Origin of the sequence: Paenibacillus sp. JCM 10914 (genome assembly GCF_001315105.1) — a bacterium.
GTDB lineage: Bacteria > Bacillota > Bacilli > Paenibacillales > Paenibacillaceae > Paenibacillus_AQ.
The window spans coordinates 80,396-104,186 of the sequence record NZ_BAZR01000005.1; the positions used below are offsets into that span (position 1 = coordinate 80,396).

General features: G+C 50.0%; 16 protein-coding genes and 3 pseudogenes. 14 read left to right on the forward strand and 5 right to left on the reverse strand.

The features are described 5' to 3' along the window. Positions 1-99 precede the first annotated feature (99 nt). From JCM10914_RS29920 to JCM10914_RS08995, 13 genes and pseudogenes are all read left to right on the forward strand, one after another. Entirely contained in the window at positions 100-1,338 is a 1,239-nt protein-coding gene (locus JCM10914_RS29920) for a response regulator (protein ID WP_023959794.1), read from the forward strand. Next, positions 1,302-2,474, forward strand: coding sequence for a sensor histidine kinase (locus tag JCM10914_RS08940; protein WP_023959796.1), 1,173 nt, complete (start codon positions 1,302-1,304; stop codon positions 2,472-2,474). Before JCM10914_RS29920 ends, JCM10914_RS08940 begins: the two co-directional genes overlap by 37 nt. Positions 2,475-2,650: 176 nt before the next feature. After that, complete coding sequence (locus JCM10914_RS08945) at positions 2,651-4,285, forward strand: extracellular solute-binding protein (RefSeq protein WP_023959798.1); 1,635 nt, start codon at positions 2,651-2,653, stop codon at positions 4,283-4,285. Between the two features lie 94 nt (positions 4,286-4,379). After that, a complete protein-coding gene (locus JCM10914_RS08950) occupies positions 4,380-5,330 on the forward strand; it encodes an ABC transporter permease subunit (protein WP_081739761.1) in 951 nt (316 codons plus the stop codon). Between the two features lie 10 nt (positions 5,331-5,340). After that, positions 5,341-6,228 carry a carbohydrate ABC transporter permease gene (locus JCM10914_RS08955; RefSeq protein WP_023959801.1) on the forward strand — a complete coding sequence of 296 codons (888 nt, stop codon included), beginning with the start codon at positions 5,341-5,343 and terminating at the stop codon, positions 6,226-6,228. A gap of 113 nt (positions 6,229-6,341) precedes the next feature. Further along, entirely contained in the window at positions 6,342-7,526 is a 1,185-nt protein-coding gene (locus JCM10914_RS08960) for a glycoside hydrolase family 76 protein (RefSeq protein ID WP_023959803.1), read from the forward strand. Between the two features lie 210 nt (positions 7,527-7,736). After that, a pseudogene (locus tag JCM10914_RS08965) lies at positions 7,737-8,896 on the forward strand (GntR family transcriptional regulator). 304 nt (positions 8,897-9,200) lie between these two features. Further along, positions 9,201-10,399 (forward strand): annotated as a pseudogene (locus JCM10914_RS08970) (glycoside hydrolase family 125 protein). A 58-nt stretch (positions 10,400-10,457) separates the two neighbouring features. Next, positions 10,458-11,738: an ABC transporter substrate-binding protein gene (locus tag JCM10914_RS08975; RefSeq protein WP_023959811.1), complete on the forward strand. Its 1,281-nt coding sequence runs from the start codon at positions 10,458-10,460 to the stop codon at positions 11,736-11,738. A gap of 42 nt (positions 11,739-11,780) precedes the next feature. Further along, positions 11,781-12,701, forward strand: coding sequence for a carbohydrate ABC transporter permease (locus JCM10914_RS08980; protein ID WP_023959813.1), 921 nt, complete (start codon positions 11,781-11,783; stop codon positions 12,699-12,701). A gap of 27 nt (positions 12,702-12,728) precedes the next feature. Further along, complete coding sequence (locus JCM10914_RS08985; RefSeq protein WP_023959815.1) at positions 12,729-13,619, forward strand: carbohydrate ABC transporter permease; 891 nt, start codon at positions 12,729-12,731, stop codon at positions 13,617-13,619. A 67-nt stretch (positions 13,620-13,686) separates the two neighbouring features. Beyond that, complete coding sequence (locus JCM10914_RS08990; RefSeq protein WP_023959817.1) at positions 13,687-15,822, forward strand: glycoside hydrolase family 76 protein; 2,136 nt, start codon at positions 13,687-13,689, stop codon at positions 15,820-15,822. Between the two features lie 446 nt (positions 15,823-16,268). Further along, positions 16,269-18,263: a bifunctional diguanylate cyclase/phosphodiesterase gene (locus JCM10914_RS08995; protein ID WP_023959820.1), complete on the forward strand. Its 1,995-nt coding sequence runs from the start codon at positions 16,269-16,271 to the stop codon at positions 18,261-18,263. 59 nt (positions 18,264-18,322) lie between these two features. Here JCM10914_RS08995 and splB read toward each other — a convergent pair whose 3' ends face one another. Continuing rightward, positions 18,323-19,348, reverse strand: a complete 1,026-nt coding sequence (splB, locus tag JCM10914_RS09000) for a spore photoproduct lyase (RefSeq protein WP_023959822.1) — start codon at positions 19,346-19,348, stop codon at positions 18,323-18,325. Between the two features lie 191 nt (positions 19,349-19,539). On the opposite strand from splB, the gene JCM10914_RS28820 reads away from it, so the two are divergent. Next, positions 19,540-19,716 (forward strand): hypothetical protein, encoded by a 177-nt coding sequence (locus tag JCM10914_RS28820; protein WP_156332310.1) that lies wholly within the window; start codon positions 19,540-19,542, stop codon positions 19,714-19,716. A 186-nt stretch (positions 19,717-19,902) separates the two neighbouring features. On the opposite strand, the gene JCM10914_RS09005 is transcribed toward JCM10914_RS28820, so the two are convergent. The 4 genes and pseudogenes from JCM10914_RS09005 to JCM10914_RS09015 form a co-directional block, all read right to left on the reverse strand. After that, positions 19,903-21,264 (reverse strand): sodium-dependent transporter, encoded by a 1,362-nt coding sequence (locus tag JCM10914_RS09005; protein ID WP_023959824.1) that lies wholly within the window; start codon positions 21,262-21,264, stop codon positions 19,903-19,905. Positions 21,265-21,448: 184 nt separating this feature from the next. Then, positions 21,449-22,744 (reverse strand): glycosyltransferase, encoded by a 1,296-nt coding sequence (locus JCM10914_RS09010; RefSeq protein ID WP_023959826.1) that lies wholly within the window; start codon positions 22,742-22,744, stop codon positions 21,449-21,451. Further along, the gene (locus tag JCM10914_RS29220; protein WP_162834831.1) at positions 22,737-22,880 is read right to left on the reverse strand and encodes a hypothetical protein; all 144 of its coding nucleotides are present in this window, start codon (positions 22,878-22,880) and stop codon (positions 22,737-22,739) included. Before JCM10914_RS29220 ends, JCM10914_RS09010 begins: the two co-directional genes overlap by 8 nt. A 30-nt stretch (positions 22,881-22,910) precedes the next feature. Continuing rightward, positions 22,911-23,784: pseudogene (locus tag JCM10914_RS09015) on the reverse strand (GGDEF domain-containing protein). Between the last annotated feature and the right edge of the window lie 7 nt (positions 23,785-23,791).

The window sequence follows — 23,791 nt, forward strand, 5'->3', positions numbered from 1 at the left end:
CCCTTTCTGGAATATGTGATATACTACGACATAACAGGCATACCATTTATATCAACCTATATATATTAGCCTTATACTTTTATAAGCAAAGGAGATTTCATGATGTTTAATGTTCTTGTTGTTGACGATGAATCCGTTCAAAGAGAAGGCATTAAGGATTTGATCTCTCAGTACCGCTTTCCGTTTCAAGTGCTGGAAGCTGAGAATGGGATAGCAGCGGAGCGGATTCTGATTCAGAACGCGATTGATATCCTTATCACAGACGTCAGAATGCCACTCATGGACGGACTGGAGCTTAGCAAGCAAGCTCGCAAGACACAGCAGGACCTTAAGATTGTCATCTGCAGCGGTTATGGAGAATTCGAGTATGCCCGCAGCGCCATTCGGCTGGGTGTGGTGAATTACTTGCTGAAGCCGCTCGTGAGGGAAGAATTTCTACAGGTGATGGAGGACATCACACAGATTCGTCCCCACAGCGGACCAGGTGAGCTGGAGACGATGGAATCCAAGGTAATTCGTCAGGTCAAGGATTATGTGAAGGACAATCATCAGCGGGATATTTCGTTATCGGAGGCAGCCCATGATGTGTATCTGTCGCCGGGCTATCTGAGCCTGCTATTCAAGAAAGAGACCGGTGAGAACTTCTCGAAGTATCTGACCGATTATCGACTTAGGCGGGCCAGTCATTTGTTGATGCAATCCAATATGAAAATCAATGACATCGCCGGCGCGGTTGGCATCGACAATCATTCTTATTTTGCCAAGCTGTTCAAGGGGAAGTTCGGCATCAGCCGGTACAGTACAGAGAGTGCGGGGGGCTACATGATCGGGTGGATCAAGAACAGGTTCAATGATATCCGGTTCCGTAACAAGCTGCTGCTGTCGCATCTAGTGATTGCCCTCATTCCCATTCTTCTGCTCGGGCTGCTCTCCTTCATCCAATCCTACCGCATTCAGATGAAGGAACTGCGAAGCGAAGCCGAGGCCAGTCTGGAGCAGGTGGCGAATATTATGGACTATAAGATCAATCGGTACAATACGCTGAGCGAGTTCATGGTATTGAACCGCGAGTTATCGCAGATCTTCATCAAGGACTATGAAGAGAACTATTTCAATATGTACTTGGATTTTCGTGACATTCTGGAGCCCCTGATCTCGAACATTCGACTGATGGATGATGATATTGAGGACATCACCTTTTATACATCCGGCAAGTTAATCGGGATTCGCGACAATATTGTGCCGATCGGCGATCTGAAGAGCAAGCGTGGTATGACGGGTTTCGGGGTCGGCGCTGGATCGTGGACGGGGAGAAACTGTATCTCGTACAGGAACTGATCAGCAATCCGAAGGACCGCAATTACATGGTGATCTCGATTCAGCATGACAGCATCTTCGGAGACCTGGACAAGCTGTCGGAGCATGTAGCCGTTCATATCGAGGATGCGAGTCAGCGCATGATTTTCGTGGAGGACAAGAAGGCGGCAGGCAGTCCCACCATCTCTGGAGAAGGGGAAGCTAGCGGTTTGAATCTAAGCCGATCCCTTGCGAACAATGGTTGGACGATTCGCTATCAGCTGCTGAATACGAATGCGTATGCGAACGCGATGAGCTTTTTTCAGATTACACTGTTTGTCATTGCCCTTAGTTTAATCATTACCTTCTTGCTCATTTACGTGATCTCCAATAACTTTACACGCCGAATCATTCATATTAAGAACAAGGTAGACAAGGTGGAGCAGAACAATCTCGATGTGATTATCCAGAGTTCGTCGCGGGATGAATTCGGAGAGCTGACCAACGGCATCGGCAAAATGCTAAGGCGAATCAATAGCCTCATCTCCCAGGTGTATCAAGCCGAGATCGCCAAGCGAGAAAGCGAATATAACAAGCTGATCAATCAGATCAATCCGCATTTCTTGTATAATACCCTCTCTTTTCTTCGATGGCGGGCGGAGAAGAAGGCCGATATCGAAACGAGTTATATGGTGTCGGCGCTGGCACGATTCTACCAGACGACTCTGAATCAAGGACGGCATATGGCGACGATCAAGGATGAGGTGCAGCATATTAAGGCGTATCTGGATTTGCAGCTCATTATGAACGATGGTCGATTCGACGTGGATTACGAGATTGATGAGCAGGTGCTGCATACGGAGGTCATTCATTTTATTCTGCAGCCGATCGTGGAGAACGCCATTAAACACGGATTCGCAGAGACGGAACTGATCCATTGTCATATTCGGATCAAGATCAGTCGGGTAAGCGAAGGCGTTCAATTCACCGTCAGCGATAACGGCGTGGGCATGACGCCCATAGTGGCGGAGCGGCTATTGACCGGTGATCACGGAGGCTGTGGCGTGCGGAATGTGAATGATCGGATGAAGCTGTATTATGGACGAGATTATGGACTCACGATTCATAGCGAGCCAGGCAACGGAACGGAGGTGTCAATGGTGATTCCGTCCGCTTGAACAGGCAGGGACAGCGGTATGCGGAAGCAGCCGCTTTTTTTGTTTTTTTTATTTACTGTGGCATCGTCTGAGGTGATGAAAAAAGTGATACATATCCGAAAAATGTTGCATATACGCTAAATTTGAAACCGCATACAATTTGACTATGAACGAAAACAGATAAAGGGGATGACAGGATGGACAAGCGTAGAAAGCTCGTTTCACTGCTGCTCGGCTGCATGATGCTGATCGTATTTAGCGGATGCGGCGGCGATAATGATCAGGTGCAGCCGCAAATTTCAGAACAAGATTACGAGCCCTATGGTAAATATGAGTCGCCTGTGGAATTCACGATCGGTCGGAATACGAACCACGTGAACAACTTGCCGCCGGGCGATACGATTGAGAATAATTTGGCAACCCGTTACGTGGAGGATCGGGTAAACGTGAAGGCCAAAGTGGCTTGGGAGACGGACGATATGGATCAGAAGCTGTCCCTGTCGATGACGACCGGGGATCTGCCGGACGTCATGCTCGTCAGCCGTGAAATCTTCAACCAACTGGTGGATAACGAACTGATCGCCGACATGACGGAAGTGTACGAGAAGACGGCATCCGAGGGCGTTAAGAATATCTACGCTTCCTATGGCGACTTGCTGCTTGACCAGGTGAAGGTGGACGGCAAAATCATGGGCCTTCCCATGACGAATATCGGCAACCAGCATCAACTACTTTGGGTTCGTAAGGACTGGGTGGATAAGGTCGGCGCGAAGCTGCCGGAATCCGTCGAGGATGTGTGGGATCTCGCCAGAACCTTTGTGGAACAAGACGTCTCGGGAACAGGGAAGACCGTAGGGATGGTGATGGATTCCAATGCCATGAACTTCACGCCGGTGTTCGCTGCGCACGGTGCCTTCCCCATGAACTGGATCGAGAAGGATGGTCAGGTTGCATATGGGTCGGTACAGCCCGAGATGAAGCAGGCGCTGGCGGAGCTGAGCGCCATGTATAAGGAAGGCCTGATTGATAAACAGTTCGCCGTCCGGTCGAACGAAGAGAAGGAAGCACTCGTCATTAACGGACAGGTGGGGATACTGTTTAACCCGTGGTGGATCGGCTACACGAACTACAAGGATTCCATCAAGCAAGATCCTGATGCCGTCTGGGTAGCCGTATCGGCACCCGTGGATGAGAATGGCAAGTTCAAGACGATCCGCCAGGATCCGGTGGGCGGCGGTATCGTTGTGGTGAAGAAGGGTTTTGCCCATCCGGAAGCGATTATGAAGTCGGTCAATTTGACAACGGATTTCCTGTACTCCTTAACGGATGATGCAATCACCTACAAGAAAGAGCATCCCGATGAGATGTTGACCGATGCCAGCCGCTGGAACAATGATCCGACGCAAATTCCGATGCAAGTGGATTATGACGATGTGTTGAAGCGTTATTACGACGATCTGATGAAAGCGGATGAGTCCGGGGATGCTTCCTCCGTACAGGAAGACCGGGTGGTGTCCTTCAGGGCTTTTCAGGAGTTTAAGGACAAAGGTAATGCCGTCGATGTGAACACATACGGTGAATATCTCTCCCGTATCGAGGGTCAGCGTGAGGCGAATAATCCGAATCTGGAAGTAATTCCTGCTGGTTTCTATGGAACGACCGAGACGATGAAGCTGAAGTGGGCCAATCTGCAGAAGCTCGAAGAGGAGACCATGCTCAAGATCATTATGGGGCAAGCTTCTGTAGAAGAATTCGATAAGTTTGTAGAGACCTGGAAGCGTACCGGCGGCGATGAGATTACGAATGAGGTCATTCAGATGAGCAACAGATAATGTTGACGTGAGCTTAAGTGTGGAGGACTGATGGTGTCCTCCCGCACGGGCTTGTTATTCGATAAGGCCGGTCAAGATGGAGGTGGAGCGGACGATGGCACAAGTGGAAACAACCGTCAATCAAGAGCGGGAAGTACGATACCGGAGGAAAAAGAAGCGCAAAGCCTTTGACGAAATGACCTATCATGCGATGCTACTGCCTGGCATGGCTATGCTGTTCATTTTCTCGATTGTGCCGATGTTCGGGGTGGTCATGGCTTTTCAAAAGTTCATCCCTGCCAAAGGGATATTCGGTTCTGCATGGGCAGGACTCACCAATTTCACGTATATGTTTCAACTACCGGATGCGAAGCAGATCTTTGTCAATACACTGGTCATCGCGGTCGGGAAGATTGTGCTCGGATTGATTGTACCCATCGTATTTGCCCTACTGCTCAATGAGGTGCGTCTGAAGCTGTTCAAGAGTACGATTCAGACCATTGTGTATTTGCCGCATTTTATGTCCTGGGTCGTCTTGGGTACGATGCTGACCATGATCTTCTCTTTTGACGGCATGATTAACAATTTCCTTGAGTTTCTGGGGTTGGAGCGGATTATGTTTCTGGCCAGTAATGACTGGTTCAGGCCGCTGCTTATCGTGACGGATACCTGGAAGGAGTTCGGTTACGGGACGATTGTGTATTTGGCTGCATTGACGGCGATCAACCCGGCACTGTACGAATCCGCCGCCATGGACGGTGCGAGCCGCTGGAAGCAGACGCTGAATATCACGCTGCCGGGTATGTTCCCAACGATCATCCTGCTGGGGACGCTGAGTCTCGGCAATGTACTGAATGCGGGTTTTGATCAGGTGTTCAATCTGTATAATCCGCTGGTATATGAGACCGGAGATATTATTGACACGTTTGTGTACCGCATGGGCCTGATCAATATGCAGTATTCGTTCGCAACGGCGATCGGCCTGATGAAGTCGGTCATCAGCTTTGTTCTGATCGTTATTTCCTACAGAATGGCCTCGAGGTATGCGGGGTACAGAATTTTCTAGGAGGGTTAGCATGATTCAATCCAAAACGCTGGGCTCAAGGCTATCCCGTCTGATGATTATGCTCGCGCTGGTTCTGATAACATTTGTGTCGCTGGCTCCTATCGTCAATACGATTATGGTGTCCGTCAGCAGCAGCACGGCTGTTAATGCTGGCCGAGTCTACTTTTTTCCGGTCGAGCTGAATTTCACTTCTTATGGACAGATCCTGAATGATACGAAGTTTTGGAGGGCTTTTCTGATCTCCGTGGAGCGGGTGCTGCTTGGGGGTACCATCAACATGATTCTGACCATCCTCATGGCTTATCCGTTGTCGCGGAGCGTCTCGCAGTTTAGATCGAGGAACAAATACATGTGGGTCATCGTGTTCACGATGCTCTTCAGCGGCGGGATCGTTCCGTGGTATATGGTGATCAGCAAGCTGGGATTGATCAACAGCATTTGGGCACTGGTTCTGCCAGGTGCGGTTCCCGTCTTCAATGTGATTCTCCTGATGAACTTTTTCAAGGGAATTCCGAAAGAACTGGAGGAGGCTGCATTCATCGATGGTGCCGGTCCGCTTAAAATCCTGCTCAAAATCTTTATCCCGATCTCCATGCCGAGCCTGGCAACCATTACGTTGTTCGTCATCGTCGGGCACTGGAACAACTTCTTTGACGGGATCATTCTGATTAATGACAGCGCGAAAATTCCGCTTCAGACCTATCTGCAGCAGCTCAGTCTGACGCGTGATCAAATGCAGAACCTCTCCGTCGAACAGCTTCAGCAGTTTAACAAAATGTCGAACACTACACTGAACTCTGCTAAAATTCTGGTCTCGATGATTCCGATTCTGCTCATTTATCCGTTTCTACAGCGTTATTTAATCCACGGGATCGTCCTGGGGGCCGTGAAGGAATAGCTGATCTGCCTAAGATCGGCGAAAGGGGGTGAGGTAGAAGTAGCAACAGCGAGAGCTGGAGCCATTTGCGATGGAGCCGTCAGGTTAACGTTAAATCGAGGAGAGGAAGGGATATGATGAGCGGAAAAAGAATGGTGAGCCTTACGCTGGTGCTCAGCATCATTCTGGTCACTTGTATGGGGGCCAGCCACGGTAAGGATCGTTATGCACATCAAGCGCAGTGGGCGCAAGAGAAGTTGCACGAGTATTACTGGAACGACGATGCGAAGATGATGAACAACGCGTATCCATCAACGCCGGAAGGCGAACATGCCTTGAATTACTGGTGGAAGGCACACGGTGTTGACGCGCTGGTGGACGGCTATGAACGGACAGGAGATGAGACGTACACCGAGCGTGCGGAAGAATTGGTTCGGAGCATTATTGAGCGCAACGGCTCGCTTCATAACGAGTTCTACGATGATATGGAATGGCTGGCGCTTTCTGCACTACGCCTCTATGATGCGACCGGCAGCGAAGAGATGAAGGGATACGTCCTGGAACTGTGGGATGACATCAAGACAGCCTGGTGGGAAGATGAACTGGGGGGTATGGCCTGGAAGAAGGATCAGCGGTACAACCGCAATGCCTGCTCCAGCGGACCCGCAGCCATCTTGGCTGCAAGGCTGTATGAACGTTTTGGCGATGTCGAAGATCTGGAATGGGCGCACAAAATTTATGAGTGGGAGAAGCGTTATCTCGTAAATCCAGACACCGGTCTGGTAGCCGATGGCTTGGTGCTGCGGGAGGATGGTACGCTGGATGTGAATGAGGCGTGGATCTTCACGTACAATCAAGGCACATTTATTGGAGCGGGTGTAGAGCTTTACCAGATTACAGGCGATAAGCAGTACTTGCGGGATGCCGAGAAGACGGCGGCCGGCACTTTGGGCGCCTTGACGGATCAGAAGACAGGCATATTCAAGGAGGATGGTGACGGGGACGGTGCCCTGTTCAAGGGCATACTCATCCGTTACATGGTGGAGCTCTACGAGGTCGGACATAATAAGAACCTGGAGAAATCCATCTATCGTAACGTAGATGCTTTGCTTAAGAGCAGCCGTAATAATGGATTGTTTGGGCAGGCTTGGGGCAAACCAGCGCAGAATCCGCTGGATCTGACCGCTCAGCTTAGCGGCGTGTTCCTGTTGGAGGGAGCCGCTAAGCTCGAGGCAGGCAAGACTGGTAAACCAGAAAAGCCAGGGAAACCGGGTAAGCCAGACAAACCAGGTAAGCCGGGTAAACGGGACAAGGGATAAGACTGCTAGTCTGATTATCGATGAATGGATAGACAGATAGGTAATCGACAGAGGCCAGCGCCTGCATGAATCTTTCAGCTGAAAGATCGTGCGGCGCTGTTTTATAATTTTGTAAGCAGTTGTCCGCACAACATGGACAATTTGAATATATCATGTTATATTGTTATATAAATTTAATAGGTTTTGGAGTACCGTTGGAGGGATATCGATTTGAAAGATGCAGCTTCCACGAAGCCGATGTATGAACAAATTTTTAATGAGATGAAGCGAAAGATATCAACACATACTTTCCGAATTGGAGATAGAGTCCCATCGGAGAAAGATCTCGCAGACGAATACGGCGTAAGCGAATTACGAGCAAAAAAGCACTCGATTTGCTGGCAGCCGAAGGTGTGATCGTACGAAAGCCGGGCAAGGGGTCATTCGTAGCAGATCCCGATGAGCCAGTCGTACATAGGGATCCATTCGCTACAGATGGTGGAGATGCCGGCGTCACCAACCGTGAGAAGATGATTGGACTTGTTATCACGGACTTCTCTTCAAGCTACGGAACACGTCTCATATATAGCATGGAGCAATATTCCAGGGAGAATGATTGCTTTCTGGTGTTACGCAGAACGTTCGGAGATCAGGATAACGAACAATTATCCATCCAGAAGCTGCGCAATCTCGGAGTAAACGGCCTGATCGTATTTCCCGCTCAAGGCGAATACTTTAACGCGGAAATATTGAAGATGGTCATCGCCCGGTTCCCGCTTGTTCTCATTGACCGCAAACTGAAGGGAGTCGCCGCAGCTTCCATCAGTACAGATAATGTTGGAGCCGCCGTGCGGGCGGTGGAGCACTTGTTTGATCTGGGACATCGTCACATATGTCTGCTGTCCCCTCCGCCAAGGGATACGACGGCGGTGGAGGAGAGGATCGAAGGATTCGTCCAGGCCCATGCCGCGCGAGGGATTGCGTTTGATCGGGATATTTGGATTAGCGACGTCACCGCGACGTTGCCAAACGCCTTTCACGAGAGCAATATTGAACGAGAAATCCAGCGGATTATGCAGCAATTGCAAGATCATCCGGCGGTTACGGCTTTTTTGGCGATCGAGTACAACATTGCCTTATTGGCCAAGGTCGCGGCAGAACGTCTTGGTTTAAGGGTACCGGAGGATCTGTCCATCGTTTGTTTTGACAGTCCACAACTCAATATCGGAGAGGGTTATATGTTTACCCATATGCGGCAAAGTGAGGAAGAAATGGGCAGACTGGCGATTGAGACGGTGCTGGGCATCATGAATCATGATGCGGTTGCGGTCGAGAAGAGGCTGCCGGCGGAATTGGTTGTGGGTTCGTCCACCGGCCCTGTAAGGAAATAACAACACAATATCGACCTGCATGTTGTAGCAAACCATGCGTTCACGCACGAGGCGGTGAATGCATGGTTTTTTTGTGTTTGGGTGAATGGATGAATCAACTGTTCAGAATAACCTAATATGACATATTGATTATTTTGTATATTGACATATTAACTAGATAACAATATACTAACCATTGATAGCGGTTTCATAATTCAGACAAGCGAGAGGGGTACATAATGTGTTTCCGATTACAGAACTTCCAGAGGCAATTCGAAGGTTAACGGACATAGTGCGGGAGAAGCAGCCGAAACGAACAGCCGATATGTTCGAGAGATGCCTCTCCAACACATGGAATACCACCTTGAAGCGAATGGAGGATGGTACAACGTTTGTCATTACAGGGGATATACCCGCCATGTGGCTGCGCGATTCGGCAGCACAGGTAAGACCTTTTCTCGTACTCGGAGAGGATCCCGAGATTGGCGACATGATTCAAGGCGTGGTAAGACGCCAGTTTGATTACATTTTGCGTGATCCTTATGCTAATGCATTCAATGAGTCTGCCAATGGCCAAGGGCATCAGGATGATGCAACCGACATGAGCCCGTGGATTTGGGAACGTAAATACGAGATCGACTCGCTATGTTATCCGATTCAGCTCAGTTATCTGCTGTGGAAGAATTCCGGCAGGACCGATCATTTCGATGAGACATTCCGCGTGGGAGTGCAGCAAATTATCGAATTATGGACAACGGAACAGCACCATGAGCAGAAATCGACTTATACCTTCGAGCGAAGTAACTGTCCTGCATCGGATACGCTTGTCCGGGAAGGGAAGGGATCAGAGACAGGGTATACCGGCATGACCTGGTCCGGATTCAGACCTAGCGATGATGCCTGCATGTACGGTTATTTGGTACCGTCGAATATGTTCGCGGTCGTTGTGCTCCGATATGTCGTGGAAATTGCCGAGGAGATTCTGAAAGACCGGGATCTTGCAGTTGCGGCAGAGAACCTCGCGGCACAGATCGAGGCAGGCATTCAGAAGTTTGGCGTTGTAGAGGATGATGAATACGGTCCCATATATGCGTATGAGGTGGACGGACTTGGTTCAGCTAACCTGATGGACGACGCGAATGTACCCAGTCTGCTATCCATTCCTTACTTGGGGTACCGGAATGCAGACGACCGGGTGTACGCAAATACGCGGAGGTTCATATTGAGTGAGCGAAACCCGTACTACTTCCGTGGGGAGGCCGCGTCAGGTATCGGCAGTCCGCATACGCCGGATCAATACATCTGGCATATTGCGCTCGCGATGCAGGGCATGACCGAGAAGGACCCGGAGGAACGGCAGCGCCTGCTTGAACTGCTGCTGGCAACGGACGGCGGAACCGGCTCATGCATGAGGGATTTCATGTAGACCGGCCCGAGGAATATACCCGGCCATGGTTCTCGTGGGCCAATATGATGTTTTGCGAGCTGGTGTTATGGTGCTCCGGTATCGCTGTTAAACGGTAAACCTGGGGTTAAACGTAGTGGTGAACGAGGAAGAAATCCAATAGGGGAGGGTTAACGAATGAAGAAGCAGTGGAAAATCGTATGTTCGGTGATGATCGTAATTGGACTTCTTGTGGGCTGCTCAGGAGGCAGCGGCGGCACGAGTGGAGAGGGATCGAGTGGTGGCAAAACCGTGCTCACCTTCTGGGGTGACTGGGGTGGAGAAGGGCAGGACCAGATCCAGACGATGGTGGATGCATTTAATAAGTCCCAGGATAAAATCGAAGTGAAATATGCCTTGCAGCAGGATGTGGTAACGAAGTTTCTGACCGCAGCCACGAATGGAGGAACGCCGGATCTCGTGTTCTGGGACCGCTGGCGGACTGCACTCTATGCTCCGAAGAACGTGCTTCACCCCGTGGATGAATACCTGGAGCGCGACGGCGTCAACAAGGAAGATTTCTACGACGAAGCACTGAAGGAACTTACCTATAATGACAAACTGTATGGGCTGCCGTTGACGGTGGATGCGCGGGCCTTGTTCTATAACAAGAAAATGCTGAAGGACGCAGGACTTGAGCCTCCAACGAACTGGGGAGAGCTGGAGACGGCCGCCAAAGCCCTGACGAAGTGGAACGGAAGCAAGCTCGAAACAGCGGGGTTATCGATGGGTGATCCGGGGCTGTTCAGCATGTATTTGCAGCAGGCGGGCGGAACGATGCTGACCCCCGACAACACGATGAACCTGAATAATGAGCAGGGCTTGGCGGTGCTGGACTTCTGGGGCCGTTTACTGAATGAAGGCAAGGTATATAAGATCGGTTTCGAGGATGGATTGGGAGAAGGCACGGATGCGTTCGTAACCGGAAAAGTCGCGATGCTGTACTCTGGACCGTGGATGCTGAGCACTTATGATAAATACGGGAAAGACCTTGAATATGGCATCGTGCCTCCTCCTGCTGGGCCGAATGGTGATAAAGGAAGCGTCATGGGCGGCTTTGGTCTAGTCATTCCGCAAGGCTCCAAGCATCCGGAGGAAGCGTGGGAATTTATGAAATGGTGGACGGCCAACAAGGATAATGCCGTGTTATGGGCCAAGACCAGCCAGAATATGCCAGGATTCAAACCGGCGTTAGAAGATCCGTTCTTCGCCGAGGATCCGAAATGGATTCCGTTCATGGAGACGCTGGAATTTGCGAAGACAAGGCCGACGCATGCCGGATATTCCGTTATGGAGGAGAACGCGGTGATTCCGAATTTGGAACTGTTCATGCAGAACAAGCAGAGTGCAGAGGAGACGCTCCGGCTCAGCCAGGAGCAAGGTGACAAGCAGCTGAAAGAGAATGCCGTTACCCGTTAAAAATGCCCTTGGAACACAAGGACTACAGAAAGGAGCATGAACATGACCTCCTCCACGAAACCAGTCAGCGCAAGATCTGCTTCCGTTACGAAACTTGGCAAACACCAGGCAAGAATGGGTTATCTATTCATCATGCCGACGATGCTATTATTTGCGGTATTCATGGTGATCCCGGTCGTGATGGCGTTATATTTGAGTTTTACGAACTATGATGTGCTTAGCTCGAACGATTGGGTCGGGATGGATAATTACAGACGTCTGATCGGTGATGATCTGTATTGGAAGACCTTCGTCAACGTGATGCTCTATGCGGTGGTTTTTGTACCGTTTAACGTACTTATCTCGCTTCTCCTGGCGATCTTGCTGAACCGGGCGGCTCGGGGAGTCAAGGTGTTACGAACGTTTTATTATCTGCCGACGCTAACATCGGCGGTCGCGGCAGCGACCGTCTGGATCTGGATGCTGCATCCGGAATACGGCTTGGTTAACGGGATCTTATCCATGTTCGGCATCACGGGCCCTGCGTGGGTCTCTCAGACCGATACCGCCATGTTATCGATTATTATGATGACGCTATGGCAGAGCGTGGGCTCTAATATGATCATATACCTGGCTGGGCTCCAGGGCGTGCCGGATTATCTGTATGAGTCGGCCCGTCTGGATGGAGCAAGTAAATTCGATTGCTTGCGTTACATTACATGGCCGCAGCTGCGGCCGACCACGTTCCTTGTCAGCACCATGTCAATTATCGGCGCATTGCAGCTGTTCGATCAGGCGTTCGTGCTTACCCAGGGCGGACCGGCCAATGCAACCAAGACGCCGGTTTATCTCATCTATCAGCAAGGCTTTAATCAACTGCAGATGGGATACGCATCGTCACAGGCGTTTGTACTGGCGATGGCGATTCTGGTCTTCTCGCTCATCAGCATGAAGATTAATAAATCGGAAGAATCGATTGTCTAATCGGCGGAAAGAGGAGGAAGACAAGAGATGAGAGCAATTGAGAGTCAGGTGAAGCGGCGGCGACTCCTTACCGCAAGCCTTTTTTATATCGGTGCAATCCTAATCGCCATCGTCATGTTTCTCCCGTTCTATTGGAGCGTGATGACCTCATTTAAACCGGATGAGGATATGTTCTCGATGCCGATCAAATGGTTCCCGACGGACATCACGCTGGAGCATTACCATAAGGCGTTCACAACCGTTCCATTCGGTCTGTATTTCTGGAATTCTTTCTTCCTGGCGTTTACCGGCGTGCTGCTTAACCTGTTCTTCGGTTCGCTCAGCGGTTACGCCTTCGCCAAGTTGAAATTTAAAGGGAACAAGGGACTCTTCCGCGTGCTGCTGGCCGCGATGATGGTACCGGGAATTGTAACGATGATTCCGAGTGTTTACGTGCTGCGCCATATTCCGCTGATGGGGGGTAACGATTGGTTTGGGAGCGGCGGCATGGGGCTTATGAATTCCTTCTGGGGCATTATTCTTCCCGGCGCTTCCGGTACGTTTGCCGTGTTCTTCATGAGGCAGTTCTTCCTCACGCTGCCCTCTGACATGATGGAGATGGCTCGGATTGAAGGCTGCAGCGAGTTTAAAATTTTTTGGCGCATCTATTTGCCATTAACCAAGCCGGCGTTGGCAACGCTGAGCATTTTTACCTTTCAGGCGGGCTGGAACAGCTTCCTGTGGCCGATGATTGTGTTGAACGATCCGAATAAGGCTACGATCCAGATGGGGCTTCAAGCATTCTCGTTCAATTTCCAGACGGATTATGGGCCGATGATGGCCGGGGCGTTGGTGGCGATATTGCCGATACTTGTCCTGTTCTTGGTTTTGCAGCGCTATTTTATCCAGGGCATTGCTTTCAGCGGGATCAAAGGATAAGAGGCGATGGAAGTTGGGCGTTCTTAGCAAGAAGATACTTGCATATTGAGTCAGGAGTGATTTCGCAATGGTAACGGTGTCCGGGGTATGGACGAAAAGGGCCGATGAGGCGCAGCGCGCACTCGAGCAGCATTTCTGGAATGATTCAATTCGTATGTACAATATAGAAACACCGTGCCCGGACGGGGCATGCAACACGATTTTTCATTATTGGTGGATGGCGCATGCGGCAGATGTGCTTGTGGATGGTTATCTCCGCACGAAGGATCCGGTATATGCAGAACGGCTGGAGCAATTGTACGAGGGTGTGCTTCGCCGCAATGAAGGCGAATGGCCGAACGAGCTGTATGACGACATGGAATGGATGGCGTTGGCTTGGCTGCGTGCGTATGAGGCGACGGGGCAGGATAAGTACAAGCAGGCCGTTCTAACACTCTGGGAGGATATCCAGCACGGCTGGAACGATATCCAAGGTGGCGGAATCGCGTGGCATAAGGAGCAGTTAGGGTATAAGAATACCCCTGCTAATGCACCCGCCGTTATTTTGGCAGCACGGCTGTATCGTGCTTTTGGGAACCCGGCGGATCTGGAATGGGCCCAGCGCATCTATACCTGGCAGAAGCACTCCCTTGTGGATCCTTCCACGGGCTTTGTCTGGGATGGGATGAATCGTATAGGGGATGGGGCAATCGACAAGGATTGGAAGTTTACGTATTGCCAGGGGGTATTCATCGGTGCTGCCGCTGAGATGCACCGGACTACGGGCGATTCCGTTTATTTGGCGGATTCGCTTCGGACCTTTCAAGCGATGCACGCAGAGCTGGCGGATGCAGTAGACGGCTTGCTCCCGGACGAAGGCAGCGGAGATGCGGGACTATTCAAAGGTATTCTCACACGTTATGTGGCGGAGGCAATCAAATTGTGGCCTGAGCGTGCGGACGCAACAGGATGGCTGGAGCGGAACGCAGGCATGCTGTGGGAACAGGGGAAGGCTGTCGATGGTGCGTTGTTTGGCACCGATTGGCGGCAGCAGCCTGGTTCGATCACGCAACTCAGCTCACAGCTCAGCGGCGTGATGCTGCTTGAGTGCGCGGCCATGTTGGAAGCGTGGACGAAAGAAGCGGATGCCGGACATGGCGGGACGGTCGATGCAGATATGCAACGAGCAGTCACTCTAGGAAAAGATCATGATTCGGTACATTCGGAAGAGATTCCCGCAACTATCTGGGATGCAAGAGCAAATCGGCTGCAGGAAACCATGTATCGGAATTACTGGAACCGTGACAGCGGCATTATGGATCAATGGTTTCCGCGTGAGAAGGCAGTGGCGGGCGAGAATTTCTATTATTGGTGGCAGGCGCATGTGCTTGATGTGCTGATCGACGCGTATAACCGAACGGGTAAGCCGGAGTATGCCAGTCAAATGGAATCGTTCAGCCGAAGTCTGTATAAGTACAACGGCAATACCTTCATTCACCATTATTATGACGACATGGAATGGACGGCGCTAGCCCTGCTTCGTGCCCATCAGGCTACTGGCAGCCTGTGGTACAAAGAGCAGGCGCTTGCGCTGTGGGAAGACATTAAGACCGCCTGGAATGATCACGGCGGGGGCGGCATGGCATGGAAGAAGGATCAGTTGGATTATAAAAACACGCCGGCTAACGCTCCCGCTGCCATTTTGGCGGCGAGGCTGTATCTTTTGGAACGGAATGAAGAGGATTTGAACTGGGCGAAGCGAGTCTATGAGTGGAACAAGAGCCATCTCGTTGACCCCAAGACCGGATTTGTGTGGGACGGCATGAACAGGCTGGGTGATGGACAGATCGATTACGACTGGAAATTCACATACTGTCAGGGCGTGTTTCTCGGTGCTGGTGTTGAGCTATACCGCTGTACGGGGGAAATGCATTATCTGGAAGACGCAAAGCGTACGGCAGGCGCTTGCATGATGGAGTTATGCGATCCGGAGACTCTGCTTCTGCCCGATGAGGGCATTGATGATACGGGCCTCTTTAAAGGCATATTGATCCGATATCTGCGGCTGCTGCTTGAAGAGGCCCCAGAAGAAGAAGCTGTACGCCGGATGATTCAGCTTAATGCACAAACCTATGGGAGAGAGGGATCACCTGGGAAACAGGTTTATGTAGCCCAGCTTGGGACACTTTGCCCGTGCTTCCTGTCCAGCTTAGCGTACAGCTGAGCGGAATGATGCTTACCGAAGCTGCTGCATTAAATAAGTAGGCGTACTTCTGTGTTCGTAAACGGCGGGCGGGTGTTGTCGTTATATTTCAGTTGAGTATAGTAGATATTTTTAGCCAATCAGAAATTATGGATTGGCTTCTTTTTTTTAGAAAAAAAAGGGATACATGCATTCCATGTTGAATATGTAGTTCTTTAGTCTTGGTACTCGGTATTCTCGGATGGATGGAGAATGGGGCTTGTCGAGAAATTGAAGAGTTCGGTTATGTATAATATATAACGAGGATCAGGGTAAAGGAGGCCATAAGCTAAGGGATAACATCTACCGATAAGATGAATGTAGGATCAACATGACGATAGGGAATATTGACGTAACAACGTATCGTGACGCTAGGACTTAAGAATTAAAAAACGATGAATGACTGATAAGGGAGTGGCAAAGTTCAAATGGACGGCAGCTATAACTTTTATATCGTGGGGCTATCAATCGTAATCGCGATCCTTGCCTCATACTCGGCGCTTAACATCACGTCCAAGATCTCGGATGCAACGGGGAAAACAAGGTTTTTCTGGTTGGTTGGCGGCTCATTGGTGATGGGGAGCGGGATCTGGTCCATGCATTTTGTCGGAATGCTTGCACTGCATCTTCACACGAATGTGAAGTACGATGCCTTTTTGACCATTATGTCGATGCTCGCAAGCGTGGTATCGTCTTTCATTGCGTTTTATATCACCATGCCCAAGGATATCAATTGGGCGAAGATCGCCATTGGCGGCTTCTTTATGGGCAGCGGGATCGTGACCATGCATTACATGGGGATGGAAGCCATGGTGATGCATGCCGAGATCCAGTATGATCCGTTCATCTGGACCTTGTCGGCCCTAGTTGCGTTCGCCGCATCTTATGCAGCGCTGCTGCTGTTTCTGCGATTTCGAAGCCACTCCCAGTCGAGTGTTCTCAAGTGGATATCTGCTGTGATCATGGGGTTTGCCGTTTGTGGCATGCACTATACGGGCATGAAGGCAGCCCGTTTCGAAGCGCATGCTGGGATGGGACATATGCAGCAGCCGGAAACGGTCGATCTTTTTTTGCTTTATAGCGTGACCATTACCATTTTTGTGATTCTGTTTGTCTCATGGGGGGCCATGTTCTTTGATCGGCATGTGCTGGAGCGGTTGGCTTATCAGGACACGATTACCGGGTTGCCGAACCGAAATGAAATGAATCGATTCTTCGAAACGTACAGCGGCTCCGATAAGATTAGCATTTTATTCCTTGATCTGGATCAATTCAAGGCCATTAACGATACCCTCGGTCATAATGTTGGCGATCTGCTGGTTCAGGAGGTAGGCCAAAGATTGCGCCAATTCATTAGCGGCAGTCAGCAGGTGTTTCGAATTGGTGGGGATGAGTTTCTTATCGTCCTTAAACAAAGCGACCAGAATTATGCGCAGCAATTAGCCGATGATATTTTGAAGAAAATAAAACAAGTGTACTTTATCGATGGGAATGAGCTCTACGTGACGGGAAGCATTGGGATCAGTATCGGCTGCATACGCAGTTCGGACCGTTCTACGCTGCTCAAGAACGCGGATACTGCCATGTATAAGGCGAAGGGACTCGGGAAGAATCAACAGTGCCTGTACAACGAGGAAATGGGCGTCCAGGAAGTACGGAAGATGGAACTCGAGAAAGACCTCCAGCGCGCACTGGAGTTGCAAGAATTCTTCATTGTATATCAGCCCAAATGGAATGTGAAGACGGATAGCCTCGTTGGATTCGAGGCGCTGCTCCGCTGGAATCATCCACGACTAGGGGTCGTGTCGCCGTTGGAATTCATTCCGATCGCCGAAGAGACGGGACTCATCATTCCCATGACAAGGTGGACGCTGGAGGAAGCCAGCAGACAGTGCAAGATCTGGCAGGATAATGGTGTGGTTCAGCCGGTCTCCGTTAACCTGTCGGTGCGCCTGTTTCATGGGGATAATCTACTGGAACTGATTCAAAGTATACTGCTCAAAGCGGGGCTTGCACCACATTTGCTAGAACTTGAAATCACAGAGTCGATGGTACTCTACGACGTGAACGATATTATCCGTCAACTGGAGAACATTCGGTCATTAGGCGTCAAAGTATCCATGGATGATTTTGGAACTGGATATTCCTCGATTGGATTGCTGGACCGGATTCCGATTGATGCGCTGAAGTTGGACCGCTTATTCACCAATGATCTGGATACGCCAAGCAAACGCGCCATTATTAATGCCATTGTATTGATGGCTGAGAACTTGAATTTGGACGTTATTGCAGAAGGTGTAGAGAATAAAGAGCATATTGATTTTCTGACGAGCTTGGGCTGTCACGTCATGCAGGGTTACTATTATGGCAGACCGATGGATAGTGAAGAGATCGATGTGTGGATGCAAGAAAAGCCGGCTTAGGACGAGCGGGAAATAGCGGTCACACGAAGGTGTGGCCGCTATCGGAATCTAAAAGCCGGCTAGACGAAGTAGGCAATCTCCGCCCGGGGAAAATACTCATGAATAGCCTGTTCAAACAATTGTTGAAACTCTTCTACAGTTTCGGCTTTATACACGTATTTGAATTTGCCGTACCGGCCCCATTTGAGTTGACGTTCTTCCTCATCCATGTTGAGTTTGGTTTTGGGATATCGTTTGAGAATTGTATTTTTGGCGGTCTTGGTGAATCGGTGCTGAATGAGCTCAAACGTAAGATCTTGCACTTCAACCCCGTGCAGCCGCTCATGCAGCTTCTCTAACAGATGCCAGTATCCTTCCTGCCAGCCATCATATTTCACGATAGGAGCAATAATAAAGCCTAAAGGGTAACCGGCCTCAGCTACCCGGCCAGCCGCTTCGATTCTTTCCTCGAATGAAGAAGTGCCCGGTTCGAAATAACGAATGACATAGTCGGAATTAATGGAGAAGCGGATCCGGGTACGACCGCCATGATCAACGTCCAACAAGGAATCGACGTTGGCAAATTTGGTAACGAATCGTAATCGTCCATACTCTTGCTTAGCCATAAACGCTATATATTCACCCAGTGCACCGGTTAAGTGCTCCAACGATACAGGGTCGCCCGTGCAGGCAGCCTCGAATCTCGTGATTTCCGGTTTTCGTTCATCGATGTACGCTTCCGCTTTTTCCAAGATTTCGGCCAGATTCACATAGATCCGTACGTAAGGTTTGTTACTCATCGTCGTTTGTAAATAGCAATAGTGACAGTGACCGGCACAGCCTGTCGTTAGGGGGATGGCATATTCGGCAGATGGCTTGGACGTATCGAATGTCAGGGTTTTTCGAATGCCGACAACGAGCGTGCGCTTGGCGTTACGGTATTGTTCGGTTTCGGTCTCGCCCGGAATACCGGTGACCCGGTTGTGGGATGTTGTCATGCGAATCGGAGTGCCTAACTCCGTAAAGTGGGCGTGAAGCTTCTCGCCAAGTGGATATTGCAGAGCTTCCGGTTCAAAAAATACAAGTTCGGGGTCAAATCGTTCCAACTTTCAAGCTCCCTCCTCCGCAAATTCCAGTCTGAATCTAGGGTTTACTAAGACGGAAGTGATCATGCATGAATGTCATATGACAAGATTGATGACAACACACACTATCTAACCAACTTGCCTTGCTCTAAAATTTAATTATAAATTCAGTTGTATGTATAACCATTAAATCATCAGAGTCGAGGTGGTATATGTCTATTCGTCTTCCTATTGAATTGGTCTGTGAACAACTTGGAATGGATCTAAATAAGTTCAGAACCGGCACCGAGCAGGAGAAGAAAGCCAAGAAGGGCTCGAATGATTGCCATCCCGTTGATGAGAAACAGCCGGGTCAGTCCGATTCTCCTTCTTCAGATAACAAGCCGTAAATTCGATAGTGTCGTTTATCCAGTAACGGTGGGTAAACGGCTGTTTTTTTGAACAAAAACGGCTCAACCATAAAGAGAAACCGCATAGAGAGTTAGCAATCCCCATGCGGATCTTATAGATTAGATTGGGATAAAACAGGCAATCCCGACCGGTCTTCATAGACCCTTGGGATTGCCTGTCGTTGTTTAGTCTTGGTCGAAGTCGAGGACGCCTGTGGTGTGAAGCAGTACGAAAAACACGAGAATCGGGGCAACATATCGCAGCATGAACAGCCAGATTCGGAACCATCTCGCGGTAAGCCCGGAAGCCTCGGCGGCTTTGCTCCAGAAGTATCCTGCAAAGATCGTGGTGACTAATCCACCGATCGGGAGCAGGATATTGGATGTGATAAAGTCCAACCAATCAAAGAGGTTCTTGCCGTTGATATCGGACAGCCCTGGCACGATGCCAAATGACAGCGCGGAAGGCAATCCTACTAACAGGACAAGCATACATATGATCAAGACGGACTTCGTTCGCCCCCACTTCCATTTATCCATCACGAATGAGATAGGTACCTCCAGCAAGGACACGGCAGAAGTCAGTGCAGCGATCGCCAGGAGTACGAAGAATAGTCCTCCGAAGAAGGAGCCGAATGGCATAGCCGAGAAGGCCGCTGGCAAGGCGATAAAGACCAACGACGGACCTTCATTCGGTTCGATCCCGAAGGAGAAGGTGGTCGGAAAGATGATCAGTCCGGCGATAAACGCATAGATCAAGTCCCCTGCCCCGATAGCCAGTGTCGCTGGTCCCAGGGGCTGGCGCTTATCCACATAGGCCCCGTAGGTTAACAAGATACCCATACCAAGGGACAGCGAGAAGAACGCATGTCCGAGTGCAACGAGTGCCGCTTCTGCGCTTAGTTTGGAGAAATCGGGATTCAGGAAGAAGGACACACCTGCTCCTGCTCCCGGCAGCGTTACAGCACGAATCATCAGGATGATGAGTAGGACCACGAGCCCGGGGATCAGAATTTTATTGAATTTTTCGATCCCACCGGAAATTCCTTTCGCTACGACCCAGCCCGTAATCGCAATCGCCGCAACCTGCCATACGAGCGGCATATACCCTTCAATAAAGGTATTAAACTGACCGCTAAAATCTGTATTCGTATACAGATCGCCACTGAAAGACATGATGGCATAATGCAGTGTCCAACCAGCGACAATCACATAAAATGTCAGGATCAGGAACGGTACGATGACTTGAAGAAGTCCAAGGTGACCGAACACTTTCGGTCCACCAGCCTTCACGAATGATGTAGCGGCACTACCTCGTCCGGAACGCCCAATGGCAAGCTCAGCCAACAACACAGGCAAGCCAATGATGATAAGACAGACAATGAAGAGCAGAAAGAAGGCAGCTCCGCCATGCTCGCCTGTAATATAAGGGAACTTCCACATGTTCCCGAGCCCGACGGAGCTCCCGATCGCAGCCAGGATGAATCCGGCTGATGAGAAGCGATCTTGTTTACCCGGTGCTGACGGGCTATTAGATTGTGATTTCATAGATGTTCCTCCAGTTGGGTTATCGTCAAGTTCCTCTACTATATTTCAAGATGGCTGGAAGGGGAATAAGCTGAATTTCCTAGCTCATGGGAGGACCTGAAGCTTATTGTGTGGAGAAATCTCCATTTCCACTACATGATTAACCACAAATGGCAGGTGTAAACATTCTAAGAGGATAGATCCTTTAACCGAAGCGCTCCGTCTTATACCACTTGGACTCCCGCCCCGTCAGTTTATCGCCGATGATGGATACGAAAGCCCTGATCGAGATAATCAGAAATAGCTGTGCGTACGTAAAATAGGAGATACAGGACAGGATGAAGTTGCGTGTGGTGCTTTGGCCGATATCGGCTGCCAGTGCCAGATTAATCTGGAGCACGTAGATGTAATACATCAACGCCCATGCAATGATCAGATAGACATACACATCGCCCTCGAACCGGAACGGAGAAATGACGGCCGGGTTAAACAAGGCAATTACTTGGTACACGATATTCGCTACAAAAATAATGTCCGATATAATGATGGCTATCATGAACCAGAAGTAGCTCGCGGCATAATAGAGCACATGCAGCTTGATCCGCCAGCTCGTCCGATCGAACAGATGATGAATATTGTCCATGACGACGCTATAATTGCCTTTGGCCCAGCGTTCTCGCTGTTTCATATATACCTTCAGATCCTCGGGTTCCTGCTGGTAGGCTTCGGCTTGCGGGGCTAGCGCGATTAACTGTCCACGAGTGAGAATCTCGAAGGAGATCGCAGTATCTTCTGTAATCGCATGCTCGTCCCAGCCGCCGATATCGCGCAGAAGCTCCGTCTTAACGATGAAGTTCGTTCCCGGAATCGTGCCAAGCTTAAAGAGCTGCCACAAGCCGGTGTGATGAACCCGCTGAATGGTAACCAGCTCAAGATTAATGCATCGAGACAAGAAGTTCTGTCCGCGGTTTCGTGCTTTATTACGCCCGAATACCGCACCGTAAAGCTCCGGCTTCTCCAGCGCTTTCTGAGTCAGGAATAACAAGGCGTTCTTCTCAGGTGCGGCGTCGGCGTCATACACGCAGACCCAGTCGCCCGTGGCTAGCTCCAGGGCATCGTTGAGCGCACCGGATTTGCCGCCGGTACCGGTTCTCTCCATGATATGAAAGTCACGTTCGGCATAACGCTCATTCGCTTGCAGCGCTCGAAGCCGATTCGCCGTCTGATCCTTGCAGTTATCGGCGATAACGATCAATTGCATTTTGTGATGCGGGTAATTCATCTGGAGAATATGCTCCACTGTCGCTTGGATGACCAATTCCTCATTATGTGCGGGAACCATCACCGTGACCGTAGGAAATTGTTCCAAATTGCTTGGGTTTACAAGTTTCTGGCGACTTTGCTTATGAATGAACAGGATTGCGCCTGCCATGATGATAATGGACTCCAGAACGGCGATCCAAATGCTGATCATGGCAATGACCAGTAAAATATCAGTCAATGAACTTCCCCCGATCATACTTGCGCTTGATTGTGGAACGGAAGCTTAGCGTGGCAACGGTCAGTACAAGAATGGCTACCGTGAACAACAGACTAACCCCAATGCATAGGGGAATAAACCAACTGGTGTAAGACATTTTCGGTCAAAGAACCTCCTGTGGCATAGGCTATATATATTCACCGATGAGATCGGTTTCCGCATTACGTTCGAGCGAGGAAATCACGTCATCGACATCAACATATCGACTAAACTGCTCTTTCTGAAAGACGAGGCCGCCGGCACGGACAACCAGCTTGAGGGACATTCCTTTTTTATCTCGAAAAGGCACGTTCATCATCGCAATCTTGATGCGATCCATCAGACGCTTGAGATATTCCGGCTTGGTCATCGGACATAGAATAATGAAACGACCTTCTCCGATCGAGAATTTATAGTCTTCATAACGGATTTGATTCTGGATCGTCTGCGAGAGCTGCGTAATCAGCTTGCCGAAACGATGCGAGCCCACTGATTCACGGGTCAGCGGCAGGAAATCCAGTTTAAACATGACGATGCAAAAGCCATACTGGTCCGAGTACCGGTTCGCCAGATTCGCCTGCTTGATCAAGGTATCCGCGAAGGCGTCTTTACTCCCCAGGGACGTATCGAGGTCAACGTCCGTTGGTTCTTCGTAACTGTTCCAGACGGCGGATGAACCTTCGGCTGCGTACCAGGGCAAGCTTGATGACAATAGCAGCGACCGTGTTGGCAGGCAGAACGAGAATCCATGATAAGGTAAGCAGATTGATGGGGGCTAGGGTCGATAACCAGACGAAATAGGTGACGAGAAACAGGAACAACAGGACGGTGGACACGCCGACCGGCAGGAAAAAACCGATCAATAAAGCGGCCAGCGTGGCGATGCTGAACATGAATTCTGTCATGGTGTAGTCTTGGTGCAGATAGATGTTCCAGAATATGAACAGTTGTTGGATCATGGCGAGCGCAATCAGCAGGAAATAACCAAGTTCAACGCGGCGTAAAGGGGTCGTTTTTCTCATATTGAAC

Coding starts and splice junctions, on each gene's coding strand:
- JCM10914_RS29920 (WP_023959794.1), top strand. CDS start 100: ATGATGTTTAATGTTCTTGTTGTTGACGATGAATCCGTTCAAAGAGAA.
- JCM10914_RS08945 (WP_023959798.1), top strand. CDS start 2,651: ATGGACAAGCGTAGAAAGCTCGTTTCACTGCTGCTCGGCTGCATGATG.
- JCM10914_RS08950 (WP_081739761.1), top strand. CDS start 4,380: ATGGCACAAGTGGAAACAACCGTCAATCAAGAGCGGGAAGTACGATAC.
- JCM10914_RS08955 (WP_023959801.1), top strand. CDS start 5,341: ATGATTCAATCCAAAACGCTGGGCTCAAGGCTATCCCGTCTGATGATT.
- JCM10914_RS08960 (WP_023959803.1), top strand. CDS start 6,342: ATGATGAGCGGAAAAAGAATGGTGAGCCTTACGCTGGTGCTCAGCATC.
- JCM10914_RS08975 (WP_023959811.1), top strand. CDS start 10,458: ATGAAGAAGCAGTGGAAAATCGTATGTTCGGTGATGATCGTAATTGGA.
- JCM10914_RS08980 (WP_023959813.1), top strand. CDS start 11,781: ATGACCTCCTCCACGAAACCAGTCAGCGCAAGATCTGCTTCCGTTACG.
- JCM10914_RS08985 (WP_023959815.1), top strand. CDS start 12,729: ATGAGAGCAATTGAGAGTCAGGTGAAGCGGCGGCGACTCCTTACCGCA.
- JCM10914_RS08990 (WP_023959817.1), top strand. CDS start 13,687: ATGGTAACGGTGTCCGGGGTATGGACGAAAAGGGCCGATGAGGCGCAG.
- JCM10914_RS08995 (WP_023959820.1), top strand. CDS start 16,269: ATGGACGGCAGCTATAACTTTTATATCGTGGGGCTATCAATCGTAATC.
- JCM10914_RS28820 (WP_156332310.1), top strand. CDS start 19,540: ATGTCTATTCGTCTTCCTATTGAATTGGTCTGTGAACAACTTGGAATG.
- JCM10914_RS09005 (WP_023959824.1), bottom strand. CDS start 21,264: ATGAAATCACAATCTAATAGCCCGTCAGCACCGGGTAAACAAGATCGC.
- JCM10914_RS29220 (WP_162834831.1), bottom strand. CDS start 22,880: ATGTCTTACACCAGTTGGTTTATTCCCCTATGCATTGGGGTTAGTCTG.